Annotated in this window: 23 protein-coding genes; 8 read left to right on the forward strand and 15 right to left on the reverse strand. The window is 58.9% G+C overall.

Going from position 1 to position 24513, the window contains the following annotated elements; genetic code table 11:
- Positions 1-16 precede the first annotated feature (16 nt).
- The gene (locus tag ABIQ96_RS14895; protein WP_348215402.1) at positions 17-1084 is read right to left on the reverse strand and encodes an efflux RND transporter periplasmic adaptor subunit; all 1068 of its coding nucleotides are present in this window, start codon (positions 1082-1084) and stop codon (positions 17-19) included.
- Positions 1081-4275, reverse strand: a complete 3195-nt coding sequence (locus ABIQ96_RS14900) for an efflux RND transporter permease subunit (RefSeq protein ID WP_348215403.1) — start codon at positions 4273-4275, stop codon at positions 1081-1083. The genes ABIQ96_RS14895 and ABIQ96_RS14900 overlap by 4 nt, the downstream gene beginning before the upstream one ends.
- A 149-nt stretch (positions 4276-4424) precedes the next feature.
- Between ABIQ96_RS14900 and ABIQ96_RS14905 the strand changes: the two genes are divergently transcribed.
- Together ABIQ96_RS14905 and ABIQ96_RS14910 are read left to right on the forward strand one after the other, a co-directional pair.
- Complete coding sequence (locus ABIQ96_RS14905) at positions 4425-5531, forward strand: hypothetical protein (protein WP_348215404.1); 1107 nt, start codon at positions 4425-4427, stop codon at positions 5529-5531.
- A gap of 2 nt (positions 5532-5533) precedes the next feature.
- Positions 5534-6376 carry a class I SAM-dependent methyltransferase gene (locus tag ABIQ96_RS14910; RefSeq protein ID WP_348215405.1) on the forward strand — a complete coding sequence of 281 codons (843 nt, stop codon included), beginning with the start codon at positions 5534-5536 and terminating at the stop codon, positions 6374-6376.
- Here ABIQ96_RS14910 and ABIQ96_RS14915 read toward each other — a convergent pair.
- The 5 genes from ABIQ96_RS14915 to dnaX are packed head-to-tail and all read right to left on the reverse strand — an operon-like array spanning position 6366 to position 10287.
- Positions 6366-7394: an endonuclease/exonuclease/phosphatase family protein gene (locus tag ABIQ96_RS14915; RefSeq protein ID WP_348215406.1), complete on the reverse strand. Its 1029-nt coding sequence runs from the start codon at positions 7392-7394 to the stop codon at positions 6366-6368. The two genes, ABIQ96_RS14910 and ABIQ96_RS14915, sit on opposite strands and share 11 nt — an antisense overlap.
- A gap of 44 nt (positions 7395-7438) precedes the next feature.
- The gene (locus ABIQ96_RS14920; protein WP_348215407.1) at positions 7439-7744 is read right to left on the reverse strand and encodes a YbaB/EbfC family nucleoid-associated protein; all 306 of its coding nucleotides are present in this window, start codon (positions 7742-7744) and stop codon (positions 7439-7441) included.
- 26 nt (positions 7745-7770) lie between these two features.
- The gene (locus ABIQ96_RS14925; protein ID WP_348215408.1) at positions 7771-8427 is read right to left on the reverse strand and encodes a phytanoyl-CoA dioxygenase family protein; all 657 of its coding nucleotides are present in this window, start codon (positions 8425-8427) and stop codon (positions 7771-7773) included.
- The gene (locus ABIQ96_RS14930) at positions 8424-8702 is read right to left on the reverse strand and encodes a hypothetical protein (protein WP_348215409.1); all 279 of its coding nucleotides are present in this window, start codon (positions 8700-8702) and stop codon (positions 8424-8426) included. Before ABIQ96_RS14930 ends, ABIQ96_RS14925 begins: the two co-directional genes overlap by 4 nt.
- Position 8703: 1 nt before the next feature.
- Positions 8704-10287, reverse strand: a complete 1584-nt coding sequence (gene dnaX, locus ABIQ96_RS14935; RefSeq protein WP_348215410.1) for a DNA polymerase III subunit gamma/tau — start codon at positions 10285-10287, stop codon at positions 8704-8706.
- A 123-nt stretch (positions 10288-10410) separates the two neighbouring features.
- Between dnaX and ABIQ96_RS14940 the strand changes: the two genes are divergently transcribed.
- Positions 10411-11985, forward strand: coding sequence for a glycoside hydrolase family 75 protein (locus tag ABIQ96_RS14940; RefSeq protein ID WP_348215411.1), 1575 nt, complete (start codon positions 10411-10413; stop codon positions 11983-11985).
- On the opposite strand, the gene ABIQ96_RS14945 is transcribed toward ABIQ96_RS14940, so the two are convergent.
- On the reverse strand, positions 11918-12310 hold the full coding sequence (locus ABIQ96_RS14945) for a hypothetical protein (protein WP_348215412.1): 393 nt from the start codon (positions 12308-12310) through the stop codon (positions 11918-11920). The two genes, ABIQ96_RS14940 and ABIQ96_RS14945, sit on opposite strands and share 68 nt — an antisense overlap.
- A gap of 200 nt (positions 12311-12510) precedes the next feature.
- Here ABIQ96_RS14945 and ABIQ96_RS14950 point away from each other — a divergent pair, with 200 nt between their 5' ends.
- From ABIQ96_RS14950 to ABIQ96_RS14960, 3 genes are all read left to right on the forward strand, one after another.
- Positions 12511-13335: an aminotransferase class IV gene (locus ABIQ96_RS14950; protein ID WP_348215413.1), complete on the forward strand. Its 825-nt coding sequence runs from the start codon at positions 12511-12513 to the stop codon at positions 13333-13335.
- A gap of 137 nt (positions 13336-13472) precedes the next feature.
- Positions 13473-14516 carry a sugar phosphate isomerase/epimerase family protein gene (locus ABIQ96_RS14955; RefSeq protein WP_348215414.1) on the forward strand — a complete coding sequence of 348 codons (1044 nt, stop codon included), beginning with the start codon at positions 13473-13475 and terminating at the stop codon, positions 14514-14516.
- A gap of 73 nt (positions 14517-14589) precedes the next feature.
- Positions 14590-15204 (forward strand): transposase, encoded by a 615-nt coding sequence (locus ABIQ96_RS14960; protein ID WP_348215415.1) that lies wholly within the window; start codon positions 14590-14592, stop codon positions 15202-15204.
- Positions 15205-15252: 48 nt separating this feature from the next.
- Here the strand turns inward: ABIQ96_RS14960 and ABIQ96_RS14965 are convergent, their stop codons facing one another.
- The 3 genes from ABIQ96_RS14965 to ABIQ96_RS14975 all read right to left on the reverse strand — a co-directional run bounded on the left by ABIQ96_RS14965 (position 15253) and on the right by ABIQ96_RS14975 (position 19681).
- A complete protein-coding gene (locus ABIQ96_RS14965) occupies positions 15253-15900 on the reverse strand; it encodes an HAD hydrolase-like protein (RefSeq protein ID WP_348215416.1) in 648 nt (215 codons plus the stop codon).
- Positions 15901-15990: 90 nt separating this feature from the next.
- Entirely contained in the window at positions 15991-18087 is a 2097-nt protein-coding gene (gene ppk1, locus ABIQ96_RS14970) for a polyphosphate kinase 1 (protein WP_348215417.1), read from the reverse strand.
- 34 nt (positions 18088-18121) lie between these two features.
- Positions 18122-19681: an HD domain-containing protein gene (locus ABIQ96_RS14975; protein ID WP_348215418.1), complete on the reverse strand. Its 1560-nt coding sequence runs from the start codon at positions 19679-19681 to the stop codon at positions 18122-18124.
- 110 nt (positions 19682-19791) lie between these two features.
- Between ABIQ96_RS14975 and ABIQ96_RS14980 the strand changes: the two genes are divergently transcribed.
- On the forward strand, positions 19792-20616 hold the full coding sequence (locus tag ABIQ96_RS14980) for a PPK2 family polyphosphate kinase (RefSeq protein WP_348215419.1): 825 nt from the start codon (positions 19792-19794) through the stop codon (positions 20614-20616).
- A 10-nt stretch (positions 20617-20626) separates the two neighbouring features.
- Positions 20627-21040: a VanZ family protein gene (locus ABIQ96_RS14985; RefSeq protein ID WP_348215420.1), complete on the forward strand. Its 414-nt coding sequence runs from the start codon at positions 20627-20629 to the stop codon at positions 21038-21040.
- Here the strand turns inward: ABIQ96_RS14985 and ABIQ96_RS14990 are convergent.
- The 4 genes from ABIQ96_RS14990 to ABIQ96_RS15005 form a co-directional block, all read right to left on the reverse strand.
- A complete protein-coding gene (locus ABIQ96_RS14990; protein ID WP_348215421.1) occupies positions 21012-22217 on the reverse strand; it encodes a class I SAM-dependent rRNA methyltransferase in 1206 nt (401 codons plus the stop codon). The genes ABIQ96_RS14985 and ABIQ96_RS14990 overlap by 29 nt on opposite strands.
- 3 nt (positions 22218-22220) lie before the next feature.
- On the reverse strand, positions 22221-23147 hold the full coding sequence (locus tag ABIQ96_RS14995) for a sugar phosphate isomerase/epimerase (protein WP_348215422.1): 927 nt from the start codon (positions 23145-23147) through the stop codon (positions 22221-22223).
- Between the two features lie 6 nt (positions 23148-23153).
- Positions 23154-23873 carry a DUF1080 domain-containing protein gene (locus ABIQ96_RS15000; RefSeq protein ID WP_348215423.1) on the reverse strand — a complete coding sequence of 240 codons (720 nt, stop codon included), beginning with the start codon at positions 23871-23873 and terminating at the stop codon, positions 23154-23156.
- Positions 23874-24053: 180 nt separating this feature from the next.
- Entirely contained in the window at positions 24054-24437 is a 384-nt protein-coding gene (locus ABIQ96_RS15005) for a hypothetical protein (RefSeq protein WP_348215424.1), read from the reverse strand.
- Between the last annotated feature and the right edge of the window lie 76 nt (positions 24438-24513).

Consider the following 24513-nt stretch of genomic DNA (forward strand, 5'->3'; position numbering starts at 1 on the left):
AAGTCGCTCCAGATCTCTATTTCGCGACGTCTACGGCATCGCCTTCGCGCAGGAGGGCGTTTGGATTGACGATGACGGGGGCTTCGGGTGTTAGCGCGGCGGAAATGATTTCGAGGGTGGGGCCGGAGTTCTTTCCCGCGAGGACTTCGACGTAGTGAACTTTGCCCTCTTTCAACGTGGCGACCATCGATTTCCCCTGACGGACGATGAGTGTGTTGGTGGGCAGCAGGAAGGTCCCGGCGACCGGAGGCAGGCTGAAAGTGGCCAAGCCGGTAAGTCCGGCGGGAAGAACGAAGTCCTTGTTTTCGATCAGGAATTCCGCGCGCATCGTGCCGGAGGCGGTGTCGAAGACGCGGCTGGTGCGCGACAATTTCGCGGTGAAGGCACGACCTGGCAACTCGGTGAAACGGACGGACGCTTCGGATTCATTGGAGAGCCGGAGCGCGAGATCGGGCGTGGCGCTGATGACAAAGCGCAGGGTTTCGAGCCGGGAAAGTCGATAGAGCCAGCCTTCCGCGGTCGATGAATCGCCACGCATGCGATCGCCGCGGTCGAAGTTTTTCGCGGAAATGGTGCCGTTGAAAGGGGCGGTGACGGTCGAGAACTTCTGCAGTTCCTCGACGCGGGCAAGGTCGGCCTTCGCCGAACGCAGCGCTGCTTCGGTTTCGGCGGCGGCCGAAACGCGTTGCTCGGATTCCTCCTGTGAGACGGCGTGGGTTTTCAGAAGGTTGCTGGCTCGATCTGCGGCAAGGCGGGCGTTTTCGGCGCGGGATGCCGCCTGCTCGACGGCGGCGCGGGCGGCATCGACTTCGCGGTCGATCTCGGGGGTGGCGATGACGGCGAGGACTTCTCCGGCTTTCACGCGGTCGCCAATGTCGTATTTACGTTCGCTGACGATGCCGGTGGCGCGGGTGAAAATGGTGGCCTGCTCGATCGGCTCGGTGCGGCCGGGAAGTTCGTAAGAACTTGTGGCGGTGCTGACAGTCGGAAGAACCGTGCGCACGGTCATTTTCTCCTGCGCAACGAGTGGCGAGGTGGCAGCTAACAGTGCGAGGAGGGTGCGGGAAATGACGGGAGAATTCATGGATTCGTGAGAGGGTTCAGTGCGGCCAACCGTTCCTCTTTTCGCAAGTCAAGCCGGTGGGTGAATCCCCGGACGGCGGCGAAGGCGACGGGGACAAGAAACAACGAGGCGAAAGTGCCGAACAATAATCCGCCGATCACGGCGCGGCCTAACGGAGCGTTCTGTTCGCCGCCTTCCGCGTGGCCGAGCGCCATCGGGATCACGCCGAGAATCATGGCGAGCGCTGTCATGATCACGGGGCGGAGGCGGGTCGTGGCGGCCTCGACAGCGGCGTCGTGCGCGGTTTCTCCCTGATCGAAGCGGTCACGGGCGAAGCTGCTGACGAGCACGCTGTTCGCCGTGGAAACGCCGACGACCATGATGATTCCCATCAGCGCGGGCACGCTGAGCGGTGTGCCTGTTAGCCACAACGCGAACAATGCGCCGGAAACGGAAACGGGCAAGCCGGCGATGGCGACGAATGGAAGGGTCCACGATTGGAAATTCACCACCATCACCAGAAACACCAGCATCGCGGCAAGTCCGAGGCCGCCGATGAGTTCGGAATAGGCGGTTTCCATCAGAGCCGCCTGACCGGCGAGTTCGATTTTGTTTCCGGGTTTCAGTTGGGAACGGAGGTCCTTGAGAATGACTTCGAGGTCTTTGGTGATGCTGCCGAGGTCGCGTCGCGAGGCATTTCCGACGACGGTGAAAGTCGGTTGCAGGGAAGTCCGGCTGACGCTGGCAGGCGAGCGTTTTTCCATCACGGTGGCGAACGATCTCAGGGGAACCGTCGCGCCGCTGATCGAGGAACGGATCGGCAGGTTCAGCAATTGTTCGATGGCCTTGAGGTTTCCGGGCGGGGCGATGACCTGGACGTCGTAAGCCGCGCCTGTCGCGGGATCGGACCAGTAGTTAGGAGAGACCGAACCACCGCTGCCGAGGGCTGCTAACAGGGTGTTCGCCGCATCCTGGGCAACGATACCGCAGGTGGCCGCTCGCGCCCGGTCGATGCGGATGGCGTAGCTTGGTTGGTCCAACACTTCGCGGAGTGTGACATCAACCGCTCCGGGGATTTTGGAAAAACGTTCGCGGAGATTTTTGGCGAGCGCGAGATTTCCCGGAACATCGCGGCCCATCAGGCGGACCTCGAAGGTCGTCGGCGCACCGGAAGCGAGTGTCTGGCTGGTGGCGTCGGCAGGGCGGAAGAACGATTGGATGTCGGGAAATTTCTCTGCGAGCATTGCGCGGATTTTTTCGACGTAGTTTTCGCTCGGGGCGTGTTTGGGATCGAGTTGGACGAGGATTTCGCCGTCGGACGAACTGATGGACGTGGTTTCCACCCACGCCTGGTTGACGGAGCTGGGAGTTCCGATGTTTTCAACAATGAATTGCAGCTCGTTTTTCGGGATGATGCCGCGGATTTCGCGTTGGATGTCGGCCATCTTCTGCGCGGTGTCATCGATTCTAACACCACTCGGGATGCGGACGAAAAGGCGGATGAGTCCGGCGTCGGTCTTCGGGAAAAACTCACGGCCTGATTTCACGGCAGCGAAGACTCCGAGCGCGGCGGCGAAGAGCACCGGGATGAGAATGATGATTTTACGACGCAGGATGAAACGGAGAATGCCACCCTGAATTTCCGCGATCTTGTCCACGCCGTGTTCGATGGCGTGATGGATGAGGAAGAGTCCGCCTTGTTTGCGGCCTTCGCGTTTTTTCTCAGCGCGTTGTTCGGACGGCAGGATGATGGAAGCGAGGGTGGGGACGAGCGTTCTCGCTAACAGATAGCTGGCGATCATCGCGAACACCACCGCCAGCGCAAGCGGGCGGAAAACGAAGGACGACGTGCCGCTGAGCAGGAAGATCGGCAGGAAAACGATGCAGATCGAGATGGTGGAAACAAACTCCGGGAAAGCGACTTCGCGCGCGCCATCGACGATGGCCTGGTGCACGTCCTTGCCGAGTGCGATCTGGCGTTTGATGTTCTCGATTTCCACCAGCGAATTGTCCACCAGGATGCCGATGGCGAGTGCCAGTCCGCCGAGAGTCATGAGGTTGAACGTCGCGCCGATGAGACTGAGACCGAGGATGGAGCACAACAGCGCGAGCGGGATGGATGTTAGGACGATGAGCGTCGAACGCCACGAGCCGAGGAAAAGCAGCACGACCGCAGCGACGAGACCACCGACGAGGAGGATCTCGTGTTGCACGCCGCTCACGGCGGCACGGACGAAGATGGATTGGTCGAAAATCGGCTCGATGCTCATGCCGGGAGGGGCTGAGGCGCGGATTTCCGCCAGACGAGCGCGGATGCCGTCGATGATGTCCACCGTGGACGCGCTGCCGAGCTTGAGGATGGAAATCATCACGGCATTCTGGCCGTTGAGGCGGGCGATGTTGGTGCTGACCGCCTCACCGTCGCGAACGTTTGCGACGTCGCGCAGCAGGATCATTTTTCCATCCACCGAGCGCAGCGGGATGTCGAGGAAGCCTTGGATGTTTTCCGGGCTGGCGTTGATTTCCACCGGCAGCTCGCGGGCTCCTTCGCGCAAGGTTCCGGATGGCAGCGTGAGGTTCTGACGGCTGATCGCGGCGCTGACTTCCGTGGCGGAAATGGAGAAGGCGTTCAGCGCCTCCGGATTCAAATCCACCATCACCTGCCGCGCCGCACCGCCGTAGGGCAGCGAAATCCGCATGCCGGGAATGCTCTGGAGTTGGGCGCGCAGGGCGAGCCGCGAATAGTCGAAAAGCTGGCCGCTGGTCATGGTGTCCGAGGCCATCACAAGCTGGATGATTGGCACGCTCGACGGACTGGTGCGGATGACCAGCGGCGGTGTTGTGCCAGTGGGCATCCGGCGGAGAATCGTCTGGGAAACACCGGTCACCTGCGACATCGCGGTATTGATGTCCACATAGGGCTGGAATTTCAGCTTCACCAAGGCGATCCCGTTTGATGTTTCCGAGCGGACTTCCTGTAAATCGTCCACGTTGTTGAGCGTGGCGATTTCGGAAAACGACGTGATTTTCGACGCCATTTCCGCCGCGTTCAGGCCGCCGTAGCTCCAGACCAACGTGATTTCAGGGCTTTCCACCCGCGGAAGGATGTCGGTGGACATCCGCCGTCCGGACATGATGCCGAAGAGCAGGATCAAAATCCCAAGCACCCCAATGGTGTATTTGTAACGAAGGGCGAAGAGGACGATCCACATGGCGACGAAAAATGGCAGCCATCCACGTGGCAACTCCCGGTTACTAGCATGGAAGATGCCCTGCGCAACGGTTAGATGTCGAGGCGGGCGGTGAAAATTGAAGGTTGCCCGGTGATTTCCGGAAATTTACAAGCACCGCCCGCCCAACGATGATTGACTGGATCCAACAAAAACTCCGCCGCCTGACAATATCCGGAGCCGCCGCGACCGAAGCGGCGGGCATCTCGCGGGTGGAGTGGAAAGTTGGCGGTTCGCCGCTGTGGTTCGAGTGCGCGGATGCCCGGTTGACCCATGCGCCGGATGCGATGGCATGTCTTTGCTTTGCCGCGTCCTCTCTGGCAGGTTGGCGCGTGAAATTCCCCGATCGGATTTGCCCTCAGCTCTTCATGGGATTGAAAAGAGTCGGTCGTATCTGGGACCGTTGGTGGGGAACTGGAGCTGTCAGATTCGAGACGAAACGCAGGGGACCCGCGCAGGTCTCAGCGGATGGGCGGGGGACCGCGATATTTCTATCACTCGGGGTGGATTCGTTTCACACCCTGCTGCGGACACCTGATGTAAGCACGATCGTTTATGTGGCGGGATATGATGTGCGGCTGGATGAAACGGAACGGTTGGCAAAAATTGAAAACAGCCTCCGCGACGTGGCGGCGCGGCATGGAGTTAGATTGATCCTGATGCGGACCAATCTAAGGGAGCATCCTGTGTCCGGAAAGTTGAGTTGGGATCGCTTTCACGGTGCCGCACTGGTGGCGGCCGGGCATTTGTTAGCGGGAGAAATCTCAAGAATCCTGATTTCGGCATCTTTCCCGAAAGAGTTTTTCAAACCGTGGGGAACCAGTTGGAAAACCGATTTCCTCTGGTCCTCCGCTAAACTGGAAGTGGTTCATTCCGGTGAGGAACTCTGGCGGCTGGAGAAGCTGGAACAAATCGCGGACGAGCCTCTTGTGCGGCAACACCTGCGGATTTGTTGGGAGCATCGCAACGGAAACCTCAACTGCGGCGAATGTGAGAAATGCCTGCGAACCATGCTGGGCCTGGCTTCCATCGGGAAGCTGGATGCCTATCCGACCTTTCCGGGCGAGCACGCGTTGAGTGCCGGATTGCGTGGTGCGAAGGCGTTGCCGGACTACTTGATGCCGACTTACACGTCGTTTCTGAAGCTTGATCTTCCGTCCGATGTGAATTTGGCTTTGCGCGGACTTCTCAGACGGAGCAAGGCGAGCATTGCGGCAGGCAAACAAAAGAACGATTAGGCATGGGCTGGACTTCGGAAATCTATCAATCCCGCATTGCGGATCCCGCGACCAGGTCCCGGCACCCCGCAGGCTCACCTTGTGCGGCGGAAATCGAATGCTACCTCTCTGCTTGCGATGGCGTGGATTTCAACGGCACCGCGTTGGTTCTGGGAATGACTCCGGAACTGAGGAACATGGCGCTCCGCAATTTCAAAAGGGTGATCTCGGTCGACAGTTCTCGGGTTGCGATCAATATGTTTTCCGATTGGGTGTCTGAGGAATTGCGCGGAAATGAAACCGTGGTTCACGGATCGTGGGCCGATCCGAAGGTATTTCAGGGGCGTGAGTGCTCCGTGGTTTTCGGCGATGGGATTTCGGCGAATCTAACTGACTATTCGTCAGCACTTGCGACGCTCGAAGTGATCGCGTCCGCCTTGGCCCCGGGTGGGCGTTTCGTCATGCGGAACGTGTTGGTTTGCTCAGGGATCGTTGTGGAAAGATTCCAGTTTGGGAGATTGCTGGAGGAATTCCGTGCAGGCGAAATCGATGAGGCGGAGTTCGGATTCAGTTCCCGAATGCTGGGATTCCATGATCGGGCCTACGACATCGAACGGGAAATCCTCGATTGTTCGTTGGTTTACGAGCACTTGGATCGGATGGCTGCAGAAGGGCTGCTGACAGAGGTCGAGGCAGCGGCCTTGTCGCGCTATCGCTTCATGGGAACGAACTATTTTCCGCGGGAAGAGAGCTGGATCAAGTTGCTTGCAGCCGCGGGATTCGGTGCGCCGGAAACACATCCGCCACGTGGAAAACTTTGGAATGAATACTATCCCATCCAGTCGTTTTCACCGATCAGGGACTGACGGCGGGAACAGTTAGGAAGTCGGCGACGACCATCCGGTGATCGCTGTTTTTCGACGCTACGACCCGGCAGCGGACGGGAACGAAATGGCGGGTCGCATAGATGAGATCGATGCGGAGAATGGGAAAACGCCGCTGGAACGTGTCTCCCCAACCGGTGCCGGCGGCGGCGAAAGCATCGACAAAATCGCGCCCGAGTTGGCGGTGAACGATGTCCGATGCGGGTGAGTTGAAATCCCCGCCGAAGATCGTGGGAGTTTCCGGGAAATTGGTGGTTTTTTTGAGAACCGCGCGGGTGACGGACAATTCCCTCATTCGGATCGCGCGGTTGGTGCGATGATCGGTCCACGCGGATTTGTGCCACAGCCGCAGATCGGTGGCGGCGGTGAGGAGGTGGACGTTGACCACTTCGATTTTTTCGCCGTTGGGACACAGGATGGTCACCTGTTCGTCACGCCGCGTCGGGTCGCGGACCTCCTGTTGGATTTTCCATCGGGTGACAATCCCGTTGGTTAGATGGGCGCGATAGTCGCCGCGGCCGCCGTAAAGCACGTCGGCGATCTGCCTAACTTGATTCGGGAGAATGTCCTGGAGCAACACGATGTCCGGCTGCCAGGCCGCGATATCGATGGAGGGGTCTCCGTAAGTAAACGAGTTTTTTTCGAAATTAGCGGCGCAGTTGAGAGTAAGAACCCGCAGAACCGGCTTGCCTTCGTAAAGCTCGGCCTGACCGGGCAGCGGAGGTGATTTTCCGAAATTCGCCAACACGCGCGCTTCATCCGCACCCACTAACAGAGTAATCGCCCACACTCCGGTCATGATCAGCGAGAGCGAGGCGCGGAGGAAATAGAACGCCACGCTGGACAGCAGCAAACCGAAGCCGCCCCACAGCCAGATCGGCATGACGGTGAACGCCGCGAATCGATCCGGTTGCCGCGAGTAGCAGTAAACCGTGAAAATGTGGAGCAGCAGGGAAATCACCACCAATGTCCATCCGAGTCGGCGGCTGAATGAGGACATTGGGGAGGCAAACGTTGAAATCCTGAAAGCGGAAATGCTGAAATTCACATTCCCGGGATGCCGAGGCCGCCGGTGAGTTTCTTCATCTCGGCGGCGGACTTTTCCTTGCCCTTGGAGATCGCTTCCTGGACGCCTTTGAGCACGAGGTCTTCGAGGAATTCCGCATCGGCAGGATCGATGACCGACGGGTCAATCTTGATGGAAAGCACGTCGCCGGCGCAGGTGGCGATGACATTGACCTTGCCGCCGCCGACGGATGCTTCGACGGTCTGGATGGAGAGCTCCTCCTGTTTCGCAGCGAGCCCGGCCTGCATCTGCTGGGCTTGTTTCATGAGTTTCTGGATGTTCATAGGGTGTGTTGGTTGGATGTGATGAGTCAAATGGCGCGATGCCAAGTTTCCGAAATGGTGTTGCCGGAATAGTAAACGAAATGGAGAACTCGTCGATGCTTAGGTTCGGTGGCTTGGGATGAAGTGTGGAGGGTGAGGGGACGCATCAGAAGAGCGTCGCCTTTTCTTGCGAGCGCGGTGATTTCGCCGTGATTTGTGACGATGTTTGAAATTTCAGCGGTTTTCAGAATTCCGGCGAGGTGTGTACCCGGCGAAATACGGAGCGGGCCATTGGTCGCGTCCCAGTCATCCAAATGAAGGCGGACGGCGAGGAGTTGTTCCAACACAGATTCGGGAGGCATGGCGTAGTGGATGCCTTGTTTGATTGAGGGCAGATCGAATCCTTGCGACGTCACTCGGTTTGCAAAAGGAAACATGAGATCCTGATGCCACGCGACTTTCCAGTTTTTCGACGCCGTTTTGTTGAAGGCAATTGCTTGGATGGCGATGGCTGCCGCATAGAGGTTACCGACGGCGGAAAGTTCCTGTTTGAGAATGAGTGCGGTTTCCCGAACCAGTGGCTCATCCAGCAGGCTTCGTTCGCCAGCGCAGTCTTCGTGAAACAGTGTGCGGCGGAGTTGGTTCAGGATGTCCTCGGAAACAGAGGTCTGCCGGATGGCGAAGCCATGGTTCGCAAGATTCATCGACCAACGGAGCGCTTCAGTTCTTCGAGTGTCAGGGATTCACCGGAATCGGTGTCGGAATCGGTATCTTCGTCGGCATCTTCGTCAAATTCCGGAGGGAGGGAATGAAGGAGATGGGTTGCAAGCACGGTGCGTTCGGAAACGGTGAGTTGCATCGCGAGTAATTCTATTTCTGCAAAACTGGCCATGGGTGGTGATTTTAGCGGGAATTCAAGCAGGTTCCAGCGTTCTCTCGCTTTGCGAATCGAACGGGCGAAATCAATTTCGCGCTCCAATTTAAGAGAGCACCTTGCCTTCGAATTTCACCAGCGCCGCTTGGATGAGCGGGTCGTTGTAGAAGGCGTCTTCGATGGCAGCGTTGATGACCGGTTGCTCGGGTGCTTTGACTTCGGCGACGGCGGGTTTGTCGCTTTTCCAAGGCGGTGGCTCGGGCGCTGGAGGGAGTTCGCTGACTTCCGGGGCGGCATCGATCATGGAATCGAAGGCAGAGAGTCCTCCGGCAGGACGGGGTTTGGCGGGAGCGGGTTCCGGTGTGGGTTCTGGGGGCGATTCCTTGGCGACAGGGAGTGGCTCGGGTTCCGGTTCGAGGATGGGCACCGGGGTGGGTGCCGGGGTGGGTGCCGGTTTTTGCTCGGTAACAGCCGGTGCCGGGACTGCGGCGGGTGTTGGAACTGATGCTGGAGAAGGAACCGCCGCAGGTGTTGAAATCGGTCCGGTAGGAATGAAATCCGCGCCTTTGGTGAGGATCTTGATGACGTCGGTGATGCGGACTTCGCCAAGTGACTGGATGGCCTTGATGACGCCGAGTTCGAAATGAAGACGTTTGTTCGTCGCCCATTTCATGCGGCCTTCCGTTTCGGCAAAGACGTCGATGGCTGCCAGAATCCGGTCGGGCGCGTAGTCGTTCGCCGCGGCTAACAGCTCTGTCCACAGGTGGGTCGGGATGCCTTCACCATCAGCGGAGGGATCGAGCTTGGCGACTAACAGCGCACGCAGGCAGCCGATGAGCTCGCCGAGGAGTTGGGAGAGTTCGCGGCCGCTTTCGGCTTCCTTTTGGATGAGCGAGAGGGCGGCCGGATTGTCGCGGGCGAGCAGGGTTTGCGTCAGCGATGCGACTTTTTCCCGGGAGGTGAAACCGAAGACGTCGAGGACGTTTGCTTCGTTGATGGAGTCGCCGCAAAAGGAGACGAGTTGATCGAGCATCGATTGGGCGTCGCGCATACCGCCGTCAGCACCTTTGGCAATGGCCCACGCGGCGGTTTCATCGAGGGCGATGCCTTCTTCTTTCGCGATGTGGAGGAGGTGTGCGGCGATGGTTTCCGTCGGAATCGGGCGGAGGTCGAAGCGCTGGCAGCGGGAGAGAATAGTGGGCAAAATCTTGTTCGCCTCGGTAGTGGCGAAAATGAATTTCACGTGTGGCGGCGGTTCTTCGAGCGTCTTGAGCAGCGCGTTGAACGCGGCGTTCGAGAGCATGTGGACCTCGTCGATGTAGAAGATCTTGAATTGCCCGCGGGCCGGGGCGAAGCGGACGGACTCGCGGAGGTCGCGGACCTGTTCGACGCCGTTGTTGGACGCACCGTCGATTTCGAGAACATCGAGCGAACGGCCTTCGGCGATTTCGATGCAGACATCCTCATCGGGATCGAAATCCGCCTTTGGCCCGCCGGTGCAGTTGAGCGCTTTCGCGAGGATCCGCGCGGTCGAAGTCTTGCCCGTGCCGCGCGGGCCGACAAAAAGATAGGCGTGGGCCAGGCGCTTTTGGGCGATGGCATTTCGAAGGGTCCTGACGACGTGATCCTGTCCGAGGACGTCGTCGAAGGTTTTGGGTCGGTATTTGCGGGCGAAGACCTGATAACTCACGGGCGCGAGTGTAGGGATGGCGGCGGGTTTGTCATCGCCGAGTTTTCGGGAAATCGAAAATGCTTGGGAAAACTTTGTCGGACGGGGATTGAAGGCCTCCTGGAAATCAGTAGTCTCCCGGTCATGGGTGATGATTATTCCTCTCGAAACAAGCGGAACGGCGGCGGTTTCTGGTTTGCGACCACGCTTTTTCTGCTCGTCGTCATCGCGGTCGGGCTGGGCGTGATGCTGAATTCGAAGCGGGTGAAAATCGCGTTGCAGGAGGTTTTTTCACCCAAACCGACGACCGTGAGCGTCGATGAAAAGGACATTTTCCGCCAAGCCGAGGCGAAGATTCGTGCCGAGAGCGAGGAACGGTATGACCGGGAAATCGCCGCGTTGAAAAAGAGCCTCGAAGACGCCGAAAAGAAAAACGCCGAACTGACTGAGGGCTCCGCATCGCCCCCCGATGTCGAGCTCGGCACCGTCACCGATGTCCGCAACCTTCGCTCCGGCATCCCGTTCAAATCCGAGGTGAAAATGGAGAAAGGCACCATCGCCTCCAAGGAGCGCGTCGATGAATCCAGCTACACCGCCACCTATCAGCTTTCGCTCCGTTTGCCCACCCCGGCGAAGTCGTTGGCCGAGTTGGAAACGTCCAATCCCGACCTTTCCAAAATGCTGCCGGGACTTCCCGCACTCGTCGAAAAAGGGCAGGTCTCTCCGTGGTTCAACAAGCTTTACGAAAATAAGGCCGGTCGTGTCCGCCGCGATGCCAACTCGCTCAACGAACTCCTCACCAAGCACAACGTTTACGATTGCGAGACGATCCTCAATTTCCAATCCGAAAGCGGTCGCAAGGTGTTTTTCCTCCAGTCCGAAATGGATGTCGTATCCGATGGCTCGGACGGTGACCGCCTGCCGACGATGCCGGACGACATCGTGAATTCCCCCAACTACCAACCCTTTACCAGCTACGGCTGGCCCAAGAAATCCCAGACGGTCAACCCGATGATCGCCGGTTGGGAAAGACGCGTCGCCGCCGCACAGAAGGAACTTGCCGCCACCACCACGACAGCCGCCCGCAAGACCTGGCTGAAGGATCGGATCCAGTATTTGAAACGCGGCATCGAGGATCTCAAGTCCCGCAGCTTCCTCATCGCCGACTACGATCCCTTCATCGTGATCCCCATCGACATTCTGGCAGCCAAGGATGGGTTCTCACCCGGCATCGGCGACTACGCGGTCGTCATTTTCGGAAAAAAACTCTATCCGGCCATCGTTGGTGACGGCGGCCCCACTTTCAAGGTCGGCGAGGCGTCTCTCAGATTTGCCCGCGAACTCAATCCCAAGGCCAACTCCTACAACCGTCCGGTATCCGATCTGAAAATCAGCTATCTGATATTTCCCGGCAGCCGCGAGTCCGAGCGTGCGGCTCCCGATTATGAAAAATGGCGTCAACGCTGCCACGATTTGTTAGGTGAGATCGGCGGTGTCGGCGACGGCTACGAACTCCATCAATGGCAGGACCTGCTGCCCAAGCCCGAGCCGCCGGTTCAGACTCCCGTTCCGGATCCTAACCAACCACTCCTTCCGCCCGCGAAACCACCGACGACGCTTCCCGGCACAGCACCGCCCGTGACTCCACCGGTCATTCCGACTCCTGCTCCTCCGACTCCAGCATCCGACGCAGCCGCTCCTGATAAAGCGCCCGAATAACCTTCATCAACAGCAGCAGGCACAGCAAAGTCGCCCCGGCTTCCAGCACCGGAGCTGTTCCATGCGATCGGTCGCCGGTCAGGAATTTCGCCAGACCGGGAACATTTCCCAGTCCACGCGCGGCACCCAGCAGCGCCAGAATTCCCGCACCAATGAGGCCGTGCCATTTCATTTGGATCGAAAAAAGCCCGCAAATCACGATGCCGCCGCCGAGTTTCAGCGCGCCTTCCAGAAATTCCACCGACTGCGGGCGCGGCAGCAGATACATCGCCGCTCCTCCCATCGCGATGATCGTCAGCCCGCTGCAAAAAATGTAAAACCGCATGCGCGGAAAGTGGCACGCCCAATGATCCGCGCAAAGTGCAACTTCATAAGGAGCGTGGGACTGTGGCCCACGAAGCCGATGCGAAGTGAAAGTGCCGCGCCAAGCTCTTCCGTTTCTCCAACCATCGTCACGCGGGCCGAAGTCCCGCCCTCCCTATTTCCAAGATTTACACCCTCGCCGCTCCCTCCAGAATCCCGCCCATGAATCAAATCTGGTGCAACGGCCAATGGCTGCCCGCCGACAATTACCCCGGAGCCGCCCAAGATCGCGGTGCCTTCCTCGGCCTCGGGCTCTTTGAAACAATGCTCGCCGTCGATGGCGCCGTTGTTTTCGCCGATCGCCACCTCGCACGTCTTCATAAGAGTTGCGAAAGACTCGGTTGGTCCGTCGATCTGGAGGATCTCAAGGAAATCGCCGCCGAGCTGCTTGCTAGAAATTCGCTCGCCACCGGTAGGGCGCGGCTCCGGCTGATCGTCACCGCCGGCAGTGGTTCCCACAACGATCTAACACCCGGTGCCGACCGCCTTGTCTGGCTTGCCTCATTTCCCGCTGTCGATTCGAGCGAATCCCTCGCCGTCTGCCTCTCGCGGTGGCCGCGCAACGAACACTCGCCCCTCGCCGGATTGAAAACCGCCTGCTATGCGGAAAATCTAATCGCCCTCGATCGCGCCCGTCGCCTCGGCTTTCAGGAAACCATTTTCCTCAACACCGCCGGGCAGCTTTGTGAATCCGCCACCGCCAATCTGTTCCTCGTTAAAAACGGCGTCCTCCTAACACCGTCGCTCGACTCCGGCTGCCTCCCCGGCATTGGTCGCGAGATTCTGTGCGAACTCGCAGCCGCCCACGGCATCCAGGTGGAAGACCGCCTGCTCCTTCCCGCCGACCTCCACGCCGCCGATGAAATTTTCCTGTCATCCTCCACCCGCGGGCCGATGGCGGTCTCACGTTTCGAGGACAAGCATCTGCCCGCCGGAACACTCACCGCCACCCTCTGCGATCTCTGGCACGCGGCGATCTCCCGCTAAGGGGCGGGGACGTCTCGTCCCCGCGCATGGACGGGACTTCCATGCCCCCTATCAGGGGTGAAACCGGCTTCACGTTTTTGCTTTATTCCCTCCGGAATTCTCCACCATCCTTCGAACACCAACCAACCCCGAAAACCATGTCACGCCCCGTCACTCTCTTCACCGGCCAATGGGCCGACCTTCCGCTCGAAAAACTCGCGCCGCTCGCCTATGAAATGGGCTACGACGGCCTCGAACTCGCTTGCTGGGGCGACCACTTCGATGTGGACGCCGCGCTTTCCAGCAAGTCCTACGTCAAAGACAAGTGGGAGCTGCTCTCCGACCACGGCCTCACCAGCTACGCCATTTCGAACCACCTTGTCGGCCAGGCGGTTTGCGATCTCATCGACGAGCGCCACAAATCGATTCTCTCGCCCGCCATCTGGGGCGATGGAAGTCCGGAAGGCGTCCGCAAGCGCGCCGCGAAACAGATGATCGCTACCGGCAAGGCCGCCCGCGCGTTTTTCAATGCCAAGCCCGGTCGTAAGGGCAAGGACGAGTTTCCCGCCGTGGTCAACGGCTTCACCGGTTCATCGATCTGGCACTCGATCTACGCGTTCCCGCCGACCTCGCAGGAGTATTATGAAAAGGGCTTCAAGGACTTTGCCAAACGCTGGCTGCCGATCCTCGACGCATTCGAAAAGGTGGACGTGAACTTCGCGCTCGAAGTCCACCCGACGGAAATCGCCTTCGACATCGCTTCCGCGCAACGGGCGCTGGCGGCGGTTGGAAACCACAAGCGTTTCGGCTTCAACTATGATCCGTCGCATCTCGGCTATCAGGGCGTGGACTACGTGAAGTTCATCCGCGATCTCGGCAAGCGGATCTATCACGTCCACATGAAGGACGTCTGGTGGAACCACGGCGATGGCACGGTTGGCGTTTTCGGCGGCCACACGAATTTTGGCGACGCGCGCCGTTTCTGGGATTTCCGCTCGCTGGGTCACGGCGACATCGATTTCGAAGACATCATTGTCGCGCTCAACGATGTGGGCTACAAAGGCCCGCTTTCCGTTGAGTGGGAAGACATCCGCATGGACCGCGTCCACGGTGGCGAGGAAGCCGCCGCTTTCGTCCGCAGCATGGATTTCCCGACCAGCAACATCGCCTTCGACGCGGCATTTGATAAGTCGAATCAATAGAGTTGATAGGGGGCATGGACGTCTCGTCCATGCGTGGGGACGAGACGTCCCCACCCCCTAACTTTTTCCAGTCATGTCCCGCGACTTCCTCAATCCGGATGCCCCGATTGAGAAACATCGCGATGGCGATTTGCCGCATTGGTCTCAGGATGAAGTGATGCAATTCGTCACCTTCCGGCTCGGCGATGCGTTGCCGAGCGAGAAGGTGATGCATTGGAAGGTTCAGAGTGAAACATTTCGAAATACTTGGCCACCTCCTTGGTCTCTCGAAGTGGCGGCCGAATATCACCGCGAATTCACCATGAAACTGGAGCGCTGGTTGGACCAGGGTTCCGGTGCGTGTTGGTTCAGGGATGATTCGTTCAGAAATATCCTGGAGGAAATCATCATGCGCTTCCAAGGGGAACGGGTGAAGCATCACGCTTGGGTGATCATGCCGAATCATGTGCATTTGTTGTTCAAACCGATCGCACCTATCGGAAAACTCATTCAGGCGTGGAAATCCGTGTCCGCGAAACGGATTGGCAAGGGGACAATCTGGCAGCCGAGCTATCGGGATACCTTGATCCGGGATGGAGGGCATTTTGCCAATGCGGTTCGCTATATTCGCAACAATCCGGTGAAGGCGAAACTTCGGAATGGAGAATTTACGCTTTGGCAAAGCGAGCGTGCGATGTTGGTGAAATAGGGGGCATGGACGTCTCGTCCATGCGTGGGGACGAGACGTCCCCACCCCTTAGCGGATGGCAGCCAGCGCATCGGCTAACAGCCTTGGTGTGCGGACGCAGGCGATCGCGCCGGACTCCATCAGTTCGGCACCGGTGCCGTAGCCCCAGAGGACACCGATGGCGGGGATGCCGTTCTTGCGTGCTCCGATGATGTCATGTTCGCGGTCGCCGATCATGACGACGTCCGTTTTTGCGATTTCCTCGCGCTCAAGGATGAAAGAGATGAGTTCCGCCTTGTTCGCGCGGGTGCCGTCCAGCTCGCTGCCGTTCACGGTGACGAGATATTTGTCCAACGCGAAGTGGTCGATGATCCGCTTCGCGTAAACCTCCGCCTTGGAGGTGGCGACGTGGAGAGTGTGACCGAGGTCGAGGAGTTCGATCAGGGCATTTTCGATTTCCGGATAGACCGCGTTTTCAAACAGCCCGACCGCGCCGTATCGTTCACGGTAGGTTCTGATGGTGGGTTCGAAAAGTTGCGGTGAGTCCGGGCCGACGAGCTTTTTGAAACTCTCCAGAATCGGCGGACCGATACACCACAGGAGATCATCGGAGGCAGGGACGGGGAGTCCGTTTTCAGCGAGCGCGTGTTGGATGGAAGTGATGATTCCCGGGCGTGAATCGGTGAGCGTGCCGTCGAGGTCTAGGAGAATGTGCATTTGGAAGAAGTTGATGGTTGGGGTTCGATGGTTGATAGAAAGAGGAAGAAAGCTTTTCCACTATCAACTATAAACTATCAACCTCTTCTCTCACTCCGCCGGGACGTGTGGCTCGAAGGTCATGGCTCGTTCGTGCTCGCGGGCCCTGGCTGTCTTACGGGCTTGCTGATGGAAGTGGTCCTGGACGCGGAACGCCTTTTGCCCTTTGGCGCGGACGATGCGTTGCGAAGTGCCGTCGGGCAGCAGGCGGGAGGCCTGGGTGTTGTCCTGGAAGAATGCTTCGAGGATTCTAACAAGTCGCCGTTTCAGGGCGGCTTGTTCGATAGGGATCATCAGTTCGATACGTTTTTCGAGGTTGCGCGTCATCCAGTCCGCCGAAGCGATGTAAACCTCTCCGTCGCCACCCTGGTGGAAATAGAAGAGGCGGGCGTGTTCGAGAAAGCGGTCGATCACGGAGATGACCTCGATATTTTTCGAATACTTCGGGTCGCCGGGCTTGAGGCAGCAGATGCCGCGGACGTTGAGTTTGATTTCAACTCCAGCCTGCGAGGCCTTGTAGAGCGCGCTGATGATTTCCGGATCCTGAAGCGAGTTGATCTTGCCGATGATGCGGGCGGGCAGTCCTTGCTTTGCCCGTTCCGCCTCGCTGGCGATCAGGTCCAGCAACGTCGGCTTCATCGCGGTGGGGGCGGGGATGAGACGTTGGAAACGGAGGAGTTTGGAACGGCCGGTGACGGCGTTGAAAAACAGCGACGCGTCGTTTCCATACTCCGCCTTGCAGGTGAGGTAGGAAAGGTCGGTGTAGAGTCTGGAGGTCGTTTCGTTGTAATTGCCGGTGCCGAGATGGACGTAGCGGCGGAGGTGGCCGGACTCGCGTCTAACGATCAGGCAGATTTTCGCGTGGGTCTTGAGTCCCTTGACTCCATAGACGATCTGGGCACCGGCGCGCTGGAGTTCGTCGGCGCGGTCAAGATTGCGGGCTTCGTCGAAGCGGGCCTTGAGTTCTACCAGGGCGGTGACGTGCTTGCCGTTTTCCGCGGCCTTGATCAGGGCGTCGATGATGCGGGATTTCCTGGCCGTCCGATAGAGAACCTGTTTGATGGCGATGACGTCCGGGTCTTCCGCGGCTTCCTCGATGAGGCGGAGAACCGGCTCGAAGGATTCGTAAGGGTGGTGGAGCAGCACGTCGTTCGCGGCGATGGTTTCAAACATCGAAACTCCCGGCGTGATGGACGGCGAGTTCTGTGCAGGCCAGTCGATATCGCGCAAGTGGTCGAAACCAGTTAGGAACGCGAGCTCCATGAACGACGCTAGCCCCGGCGGGCCATCGACCCGATAAACTTCCTGCGGAGTCGCAGCGGTGACTGCCTTGATGACTCGAACCAGGTCGCGCTGTGCATCCGAGCGGAGTTCCAGTCGGACGGTATCGGCGAAGCGGCGTGCTGTCAGGACGTCTTCCATTTCTCCCGCGAGATCGATGGCATCCTCCTCCTGCACCGCGATGTCGCCATTGCGGGTCACACGAAAGGCTGTGGTGGCGGTGACGGTTTCTCCCGGGAATAGTAACTCGGCGCGGTTGGCAACGAGATCTTCGATGAGGACGAACGCATGCCCTTCACCTTCAATCGTGACAGTCACGCGGCGACCCAGCGCTTCGGGGATTGGAATGAGGGCGTAGCGGGTGGTCTGCGATTCAGGATCGTACAACCGGCAGGCGACGGTGATTTGGAGCGCCGGCACAACGGGAGGCGCAACGTCCGGATCAACCGCAAGGGGTGTTAGGAGCGGGAAAATGGAGTCTTCGAACGTAGCGCCGACCTGTGCGGATTGTTCGACAGTAAGTTCCCGCGGGTGAAGCGGGTGGATGCCGGCTTTCTCCATTGCTGGAACGAGGATACCCGTGAGAAGACTGTATTGTTCCGCATGCATCTGGAGCATGCGCTGCCGCAGGACGGTGAGATTCCGTGAGGGTGTTAGTCCTGAGGCGTCCGGAGTTTTGCGTCCGCTGCGGCGCATGAGCATCAGCCCGCCGATGCGGACCTGGAAAAACTCGTCGAGGTTGGAAGCGGTGATGGCGAGGAATTTCACCCGCTCTAACAACGGCAGGTCATCGCGAAGAGCTTCGTTCAGGACTCGTTGATTGAATTCGACCCAGGAGAGCTCGCGGTTGAGATAGGGAATGGACATGGGGATCGGTAGGGGAGAAAATGGAGGAAGTCCGTCAGTTGTCTTCGTCAATGACGACGCTCAGGCCGAAAACTTGTTCGAAAAGATCGGCCTTTGAGGCCATGGCGAGACGTTCGACTGCGGAATCGGCGAGGCCGGGAAGACGGATGCGGAGGGCTCCGGACTCGACTCGGATTTCAAGATTCGCGACCCGCTGGGCGTGGGTGCGTTCGAGTGCATCAGCGACGCGGAGGAGCGCGGCGAGCTTGCAAACGCGGATGCGGTCGTCGGTGCTAAGCGCCGCATAACTCGGGTGATCGAGACGAGGACCGGAGTGCCGGTGATAGCGGGCGACGAGCGCGACGATGGTGACGTCCAGCCGGTCGAGTCCGAAGACCTCCGAGTTCAAAATCAAATATTCCGAATGCTTGTGGTGGGCCCGCGGGCTGACGTAGGTGCCGACTTCATGCAGGATTGCGGCGACCTGAAGCAGCAGCGCGTCATGTGCGGTGAGCTGATGGAGATGAGTCAGCGCGTCGAAAAACCGTTTGCAGAGATTTCCGACGTGCTCGCCGTGGCTCGGGTCCGACTGATAGCGTTCGCCGAGGATGCGTGCGGATCGGATGACTTCCTCCGCGAAAGCCCCGGTGAGTTCCTGCGAGACGAGGAGATCGTGCAGCAACCCCTGTTCGTATTCGCTGGTCGGAATGTGAACATCGTGGAGCTTCAGCGTTTCCGCGACGGCGAGGTTGATCTCCAGCGAGGGAATCAGCGCCTCGGCGGTCTGATAGTCGAGCTGGAAACGTTTCACCAATTCGACATCGCTGATGTTGGCTGCGTCCGCTGTGAACTGACGCATCGATTTAACCGTGCAAACCTGACTCGATCCGGTGAGAAACGACGCGACGGACTGCACCTCGTAGCCGATCAAAATAATTCCGTCCACGGTGACATCGGAGTAGTCGAAGCGGATCTGCGCGAGATTTCCATAAGCATGCTCGCGGATCACCCGCAGCATCGCGGACCCTTCCGCATGCGAGCCGTCCACCGCTTCACGGGTGCGGTGCGTGCCCATCCGATAGCTGGTGTAGCGGGTGATGCCGCCGTTTTGAAACAGCAGGGCCCGCGTGTTGCCAGGGCCTACATGGAGCACCAGCGTGTTGTCCTTCCGCATGGTTGGCATGTTCAAAAGCCGCCGCCGCGTTTTCAGATAGATCAGGCGGGTCATCTCGCCGTCGTCGATGGTGCCGATGCGCAGCCCGCACGCGATGCGGATGCGGTTCATGACGGTCTCGTGGTTGGTGGCCTCGCTCAGGATGTTGGTGGCGACGGCGCGGGTGACGCCGTGCGGGTCGAGTCCGAGTTCCGCGAGGGATTTCTGATAGCCCTTGATGATCGAAACCACGCGCTCGGTGGTGGACGAACTGACATTGCCGTTGCGGAAAATATCGCGCGCCACCGGTGCCGGTTGTTCGAGGAAATCGACTGGCGTAAGTGTTCCGTCATCCGCCTTTTCCGCGACCATCATGGAAACCGAACTCGCGCCGATGTGCAGGGCCGTGAAAAGGTTTTCGGCGACGATGGCTTTTTTCGCAGGCTTGGGGCGGCTCGACATCGCCCAAGAACAACGCGCAATCGGCTTTCGTTCAATCCTCAATTGGTGACAAGCCGCAGGTTGTCCGAGTCGGGGCTTGTCACGGGATGGGAATGCGCGGATAAAACGCCATGCCAGTCAGTGGAGCGTTGGAACGATATTGGGTGAAACCGGGGGCCAAGGTGGACTTCGGGAACTACGACAGTGGCGAGAAAGCGCTGTTTCTGGGTGACAAGGAAGAGTGCGATTCCCAGTTCGATGACTTGCAGGACCAGCTCCAGCAGCTCCAAAAAGTGCTCTACGCGCAGAACAAACACCGCATTCTGGTGGTGATGCAGGCGATGGACACCGGCGGCAAGGACGGCTGCATCAAACACGTTTTCTCACGCATCGATCCGCAGGGGATTCACGTCCGTTCATTCAAAAAACCGACCGAGGAGGAACTCGCGCACGACTTCCTCTGGCGCGTCCACGCCAAGGTGCCGAGCACCGGGCAGATGGTGATTTTCAACCGCAGCCACTATGAGGATATCATCGCCGTGCGGGTGAAGAAAATCTATCCGGATGAAGTTTGGAAACGCCGCCAGCGGCATGTGGTCGAGTTCGAACGGATGCTCGCGGAAGAGGGGACGACGATCGTGAAAATTTTCCTGCACATTTCCAAGGATGAGCAGAAGAAGCGCCTCGAGTCGCGGCTCCAGAATCCGGCGAAGCATTGGAAATTCAATCCGGACGATCTGGCGGATCGCGCCCGCTGGAGCGAGTTCATGGCCGCCTATGAAGACGTCATCGCGAAAACCTCCACCGAGCATTCTCCGTGGTATGTCGTGCCTGCCGACCGCAAGTGGTATCGCAACCTCTGCGTTGCGAGGATCATGCTCGATACGTTGAAGAAGCTCAATATGGAGATTCCCGCCATCGATTGGGACCCGAAGAAGGTCCGCATCGAAGACTGAGGTGAAGACGATGACTGAGTCTGTCAGATCCATCCGCCGCCCGCTGGCAGTCCTCGCTGCGACCGGTTTCATCGTCTTCTTTATCTGGATCGTCGCGATCGCTGACCGCGGAAACGGGACTCCGTGGTGGTCGGTGATCATTGACCGCCTTCCCTATGGCGACAAGGTCGGCCACCTTGGGCTGATAGGGACAATGTCGTTCCTGTGCAACCTGGCGTTTCCTTCGAGGAAACTCGCGGGATTCATCACGATTGCCACCCTTGTCCTTCTAATCGCCCTGTCTTTGGAAGAGCTTTCACAGGGATTCGTAAAAACCCGGCATCTGGATTTCTACGACTGGCTCGCCGATCTAGCAGGCCTGGCCATCGGGCAGTTCTGCGCAATGGGGTTTCTGCTCAAATCACCCGCGACCACAGCACCTTGAGGTAACGCGACTCCGGATAATTGGAGAGGGTGGGGTGGTCCGGACCGGCGCCGGTGCGATCGAAAATCTGCATCCGCTTGTCGCGGCGGTGAGCGGCACCGGTGACGATGCGCTCGAACTCACCGGCTCCTAACATGCCGGAGCACGAACAAGTCACATAGAGTCCTTCCGGAGCGACGAGTTGCAGCGCGAGCTTGTTGAGGTCGGCGTATTTCGCGGTGCCGATGTCGTCTTCGCGGCCGTGAATGAATTTCGGTGGATCGGCGATGACGAGGTCCCAGGTGCGGCCGTTTTCAATCATCGTCCGCGCCCAGGTGAATGCATCGGCGTGGGTGAATTTTACCTTCGCGTTGTTGAGATTGGAATTGCGCTTGGCCATCGCGACGGCGGTTTCGTCGAGGTCCACGCCGGTGACTTCGGTGGCTCCGGCGAGGGCTGCTGAAATTCCGAAGCCGCCGGTATAACAGCAAAGGTCGAGCACTGTCCGGCCATCGGCCAGCGCGCCGAATTTTTTCCGATTGTCCCGTTGGTCGCAGAAAAATCCTGTCTTGTGTCCATCGGAGAAATCGATTTCGTAGCGGATCCCGTGCTCGCGGATTTTCACCGAACGCACGTTGTCCGACTCCACACCGCCGAAACGCGGGATGCCTTCGATCCGCGCAAGATCGGCATCCACTCCGACGACAACACGCTTTGTGTCGAAGCATTCGTGCAGCAGCGGCAGCCATTTCGACAGACGCTGCCACGCGGCCAGATTGGTGATTTCCACCGACAGGACGTCCGCGAATTTGTCCGCGACGATGCCCGGCATGAAATCCGCATCGCCGTGGATTGCCCGATAGCTGTCGGTTTCGCCATCCAGTTTTAATATCTCGCGCCGCAGTTTCGCCGCGCGGCGGATGGAGTTTTCGAAAAACGACTCGTCCTCAAGTTCCTCCAGCGAGTGGCTCACGATCCGTAGTGGCATCCGCGACTTCGGGTTCCACAAGCCCCAGCCGAACGGCGTGCCTTCCTTGCCCAGAACGAGGACAAATGCGCCCGGCGTTGCATCGCGGGAAACCTCGCCAACCATCTTCGGCCAGATCGAGGGGTGGAACGTTTGATACTTGAGTTGGACAGTCGGCACGGCGGGAATACGAAGCAGCGGCGCGGAAATGTCGATTGATTTCCTTGCCACGAATCACGTCCGCTCGGGAAATTCACTCTTCCAGCGAACCAGCGCCGCCTTGATTTCCGCCGTCTCGCGGGTCGGACTCAGCTCCCAGATCAGCGGGCAGTCCGCCGGGAAAAATTTCAACAACGCGCCATAATCCAACGTCCCGCTGAACGGCGTGCGATGGTCTCGCGCCGGCCATTGGACGTCGTGGACATGCCCGCCGATCAGGTGCGGGGAAATTTTTTCCAACCACTCGACGTGGTCCAGCAGCCCGAGATTGTGCTTCAACTGGACGTGGCCGAAATCATGCCAGTAGCCGACCCACGGGTTGTCCGCAAAATGCGTTTGCAGGGTGACCATCTCGCGCTCGGTCGGCATGTCTTCGAAGCGCGAACGTGATTCCACCGCCAGTTTCACCCCGACCTCTGCCGCCCGTTCGGCAATCGTGGTCAGCGCCTCGATGGCCCGATTGAAATACAAAGGCGAGATTTTTTCCCGCTTCTTCACGAATGCCAACTTCTGCTTGATATAATCCGGCCTGCGCTGGCCGCCTTCCGAAACCGTGGTCGTCAGCGCCTTCGTCCAGACTTTCGGATTCATCGGCACTGAGCCCATGTGAAGAACAAGGTATTGCGCCTTGAATTCGGCCGCGATGTCCAAAGTCCGGAACGTCATGTCCATCGCCCGCTGCCGGTCGAACGGCCGGTGCGATGTGAACTCGTAGGCGTCCGGCGCGTCGATCATCACCTCGACCGGCGAGGGGAAATAGTTGTGAACCCCCGAGCAGGTGAAAAGCCCGCGCTGATAGGCCTTCTTGATCCCCGGCAGCTTCGCGATGGTCATCCCGTGCGACAGCTCGATGTTGGAAAATCCGAGATCGACGATTTCCTCAATCATCGGTTCGCCGTCCGTGTGGCGGCTGTTGTTCCAGCAGGATGAGAAGGCGAGCATGGTGACTCAGAGTGGGCGCACCTTGATATTGCGGAAGGAAATGGAACCGTGGTCGCCTTGCAGGGCGAGATATCCTTTGCCCGACTTGGCGAACAACGGCATAGAGCCGAATTTGCTAGCAGCCACGCGCTTTTTGAAATCCTCGCTGCCCATCACATATTCGAAGTATTTCACTCCGTTGATCTCATGCAGGCACTTCTCAGGACTCACCACGAGACGAACGTGGTTCCACTCGCCGGCGGATTTGGTGGCATCCAGAATCTTGCCGGTTTTGGCATCGACCTCTGGCTGATAGAGCGCGTAGAGCCAGCCGCAGCGTTGTGGATCGGCAGCCTTGGCATTGTCCTCCAACTGGAATTCGGGACCGGTCGCCCACACCGCGCCGCCCTCGTCGGTCACGTGGAAAATGATGCCGCTGTTTCCGCCTTCGGAAATATTATAGTCGAGATCCAGCTCGAAAGCCCCGAACTGCTCGGTAGTCACGATGTCGCCCGCGTCGTGCGGATCGGCGCAGACGAGCGTGCCGTCTTTTACGACCCAGCCGGGTCTAACATCGGTCTTCTTGAAATTGTGCCAGCCATCGAGACTCTTGCCGTCGAACAGCAATTTCCAACCGGCGGATTTTTCCTTGTCGGTGAGGGTGTTCGGCTTGGCCTCTTCCGGAGCTGCGAGACAGAAGCTTGGAACGAAGGCGCAGGTCAGCAAAAGCAGTAGGGTTGTTTTCATCGCCGGAGAAATTACGGGGCGCGCCTTCCGGTGGCCAGCACAACCACCGGCGGACGAAAAAAGGCCCCCTCGCAAGAGGGGGCCTTTGATTTAAGTCGGTCGCTTTCGGCAAGTCCGGCTGAAGGTCTTGAGACGCCCGCTCCTCCTGCCTGAGGAAGAGCGGGTGTCACAAGATGCCGTTCAGATTCGGAACTGCCAGAGAGCGTCCACGTCGCGGTCGCGCCAGGCGGGGCGGCGGGCCATCGGATCCTGCAACGTCCGGATCGCCTTGCGGCCGCCGGTGCTGAGGAAGGTCTCGCAATCGATGGTGACGACGTCGAGGCCCATGTAGTAGGTGCCGTGAAGGGTCACGACAGATTCTTCTCCGAATGTCTCCGCCAAATGTTCTTTCAGCAGGTCCGCTTCCTTCCTTCCCAAAAATAGGAAGGCGGGAGTTTCCCCGTGATCGCACTTGGAGCGAATCAGGTCCGACACTGCTTCGCCGTCCCAGACGTCCTCGAAGGACAACTCGGACGGCACGCTACTGATGTCGGGGTATGGTGTGTGGTGTTCGGTAATGTTCATATGCATTGTATGGGTGTCGTTTATCAGGGTAGCAGCCCCCGTGCCAGCACCCGGGATGAGCGGCGTTTCGGCTTGT

Source organism: Luteolibacter sp., assembly GCF_039920825.1.
In the GTDB taxonomy this organism is placed as follows: Bacteria; Verrucomicrobiota; Verrucomicrobiia; order Verrucomicrobiales; family Akkermansiaceae; genus Luteolibacter.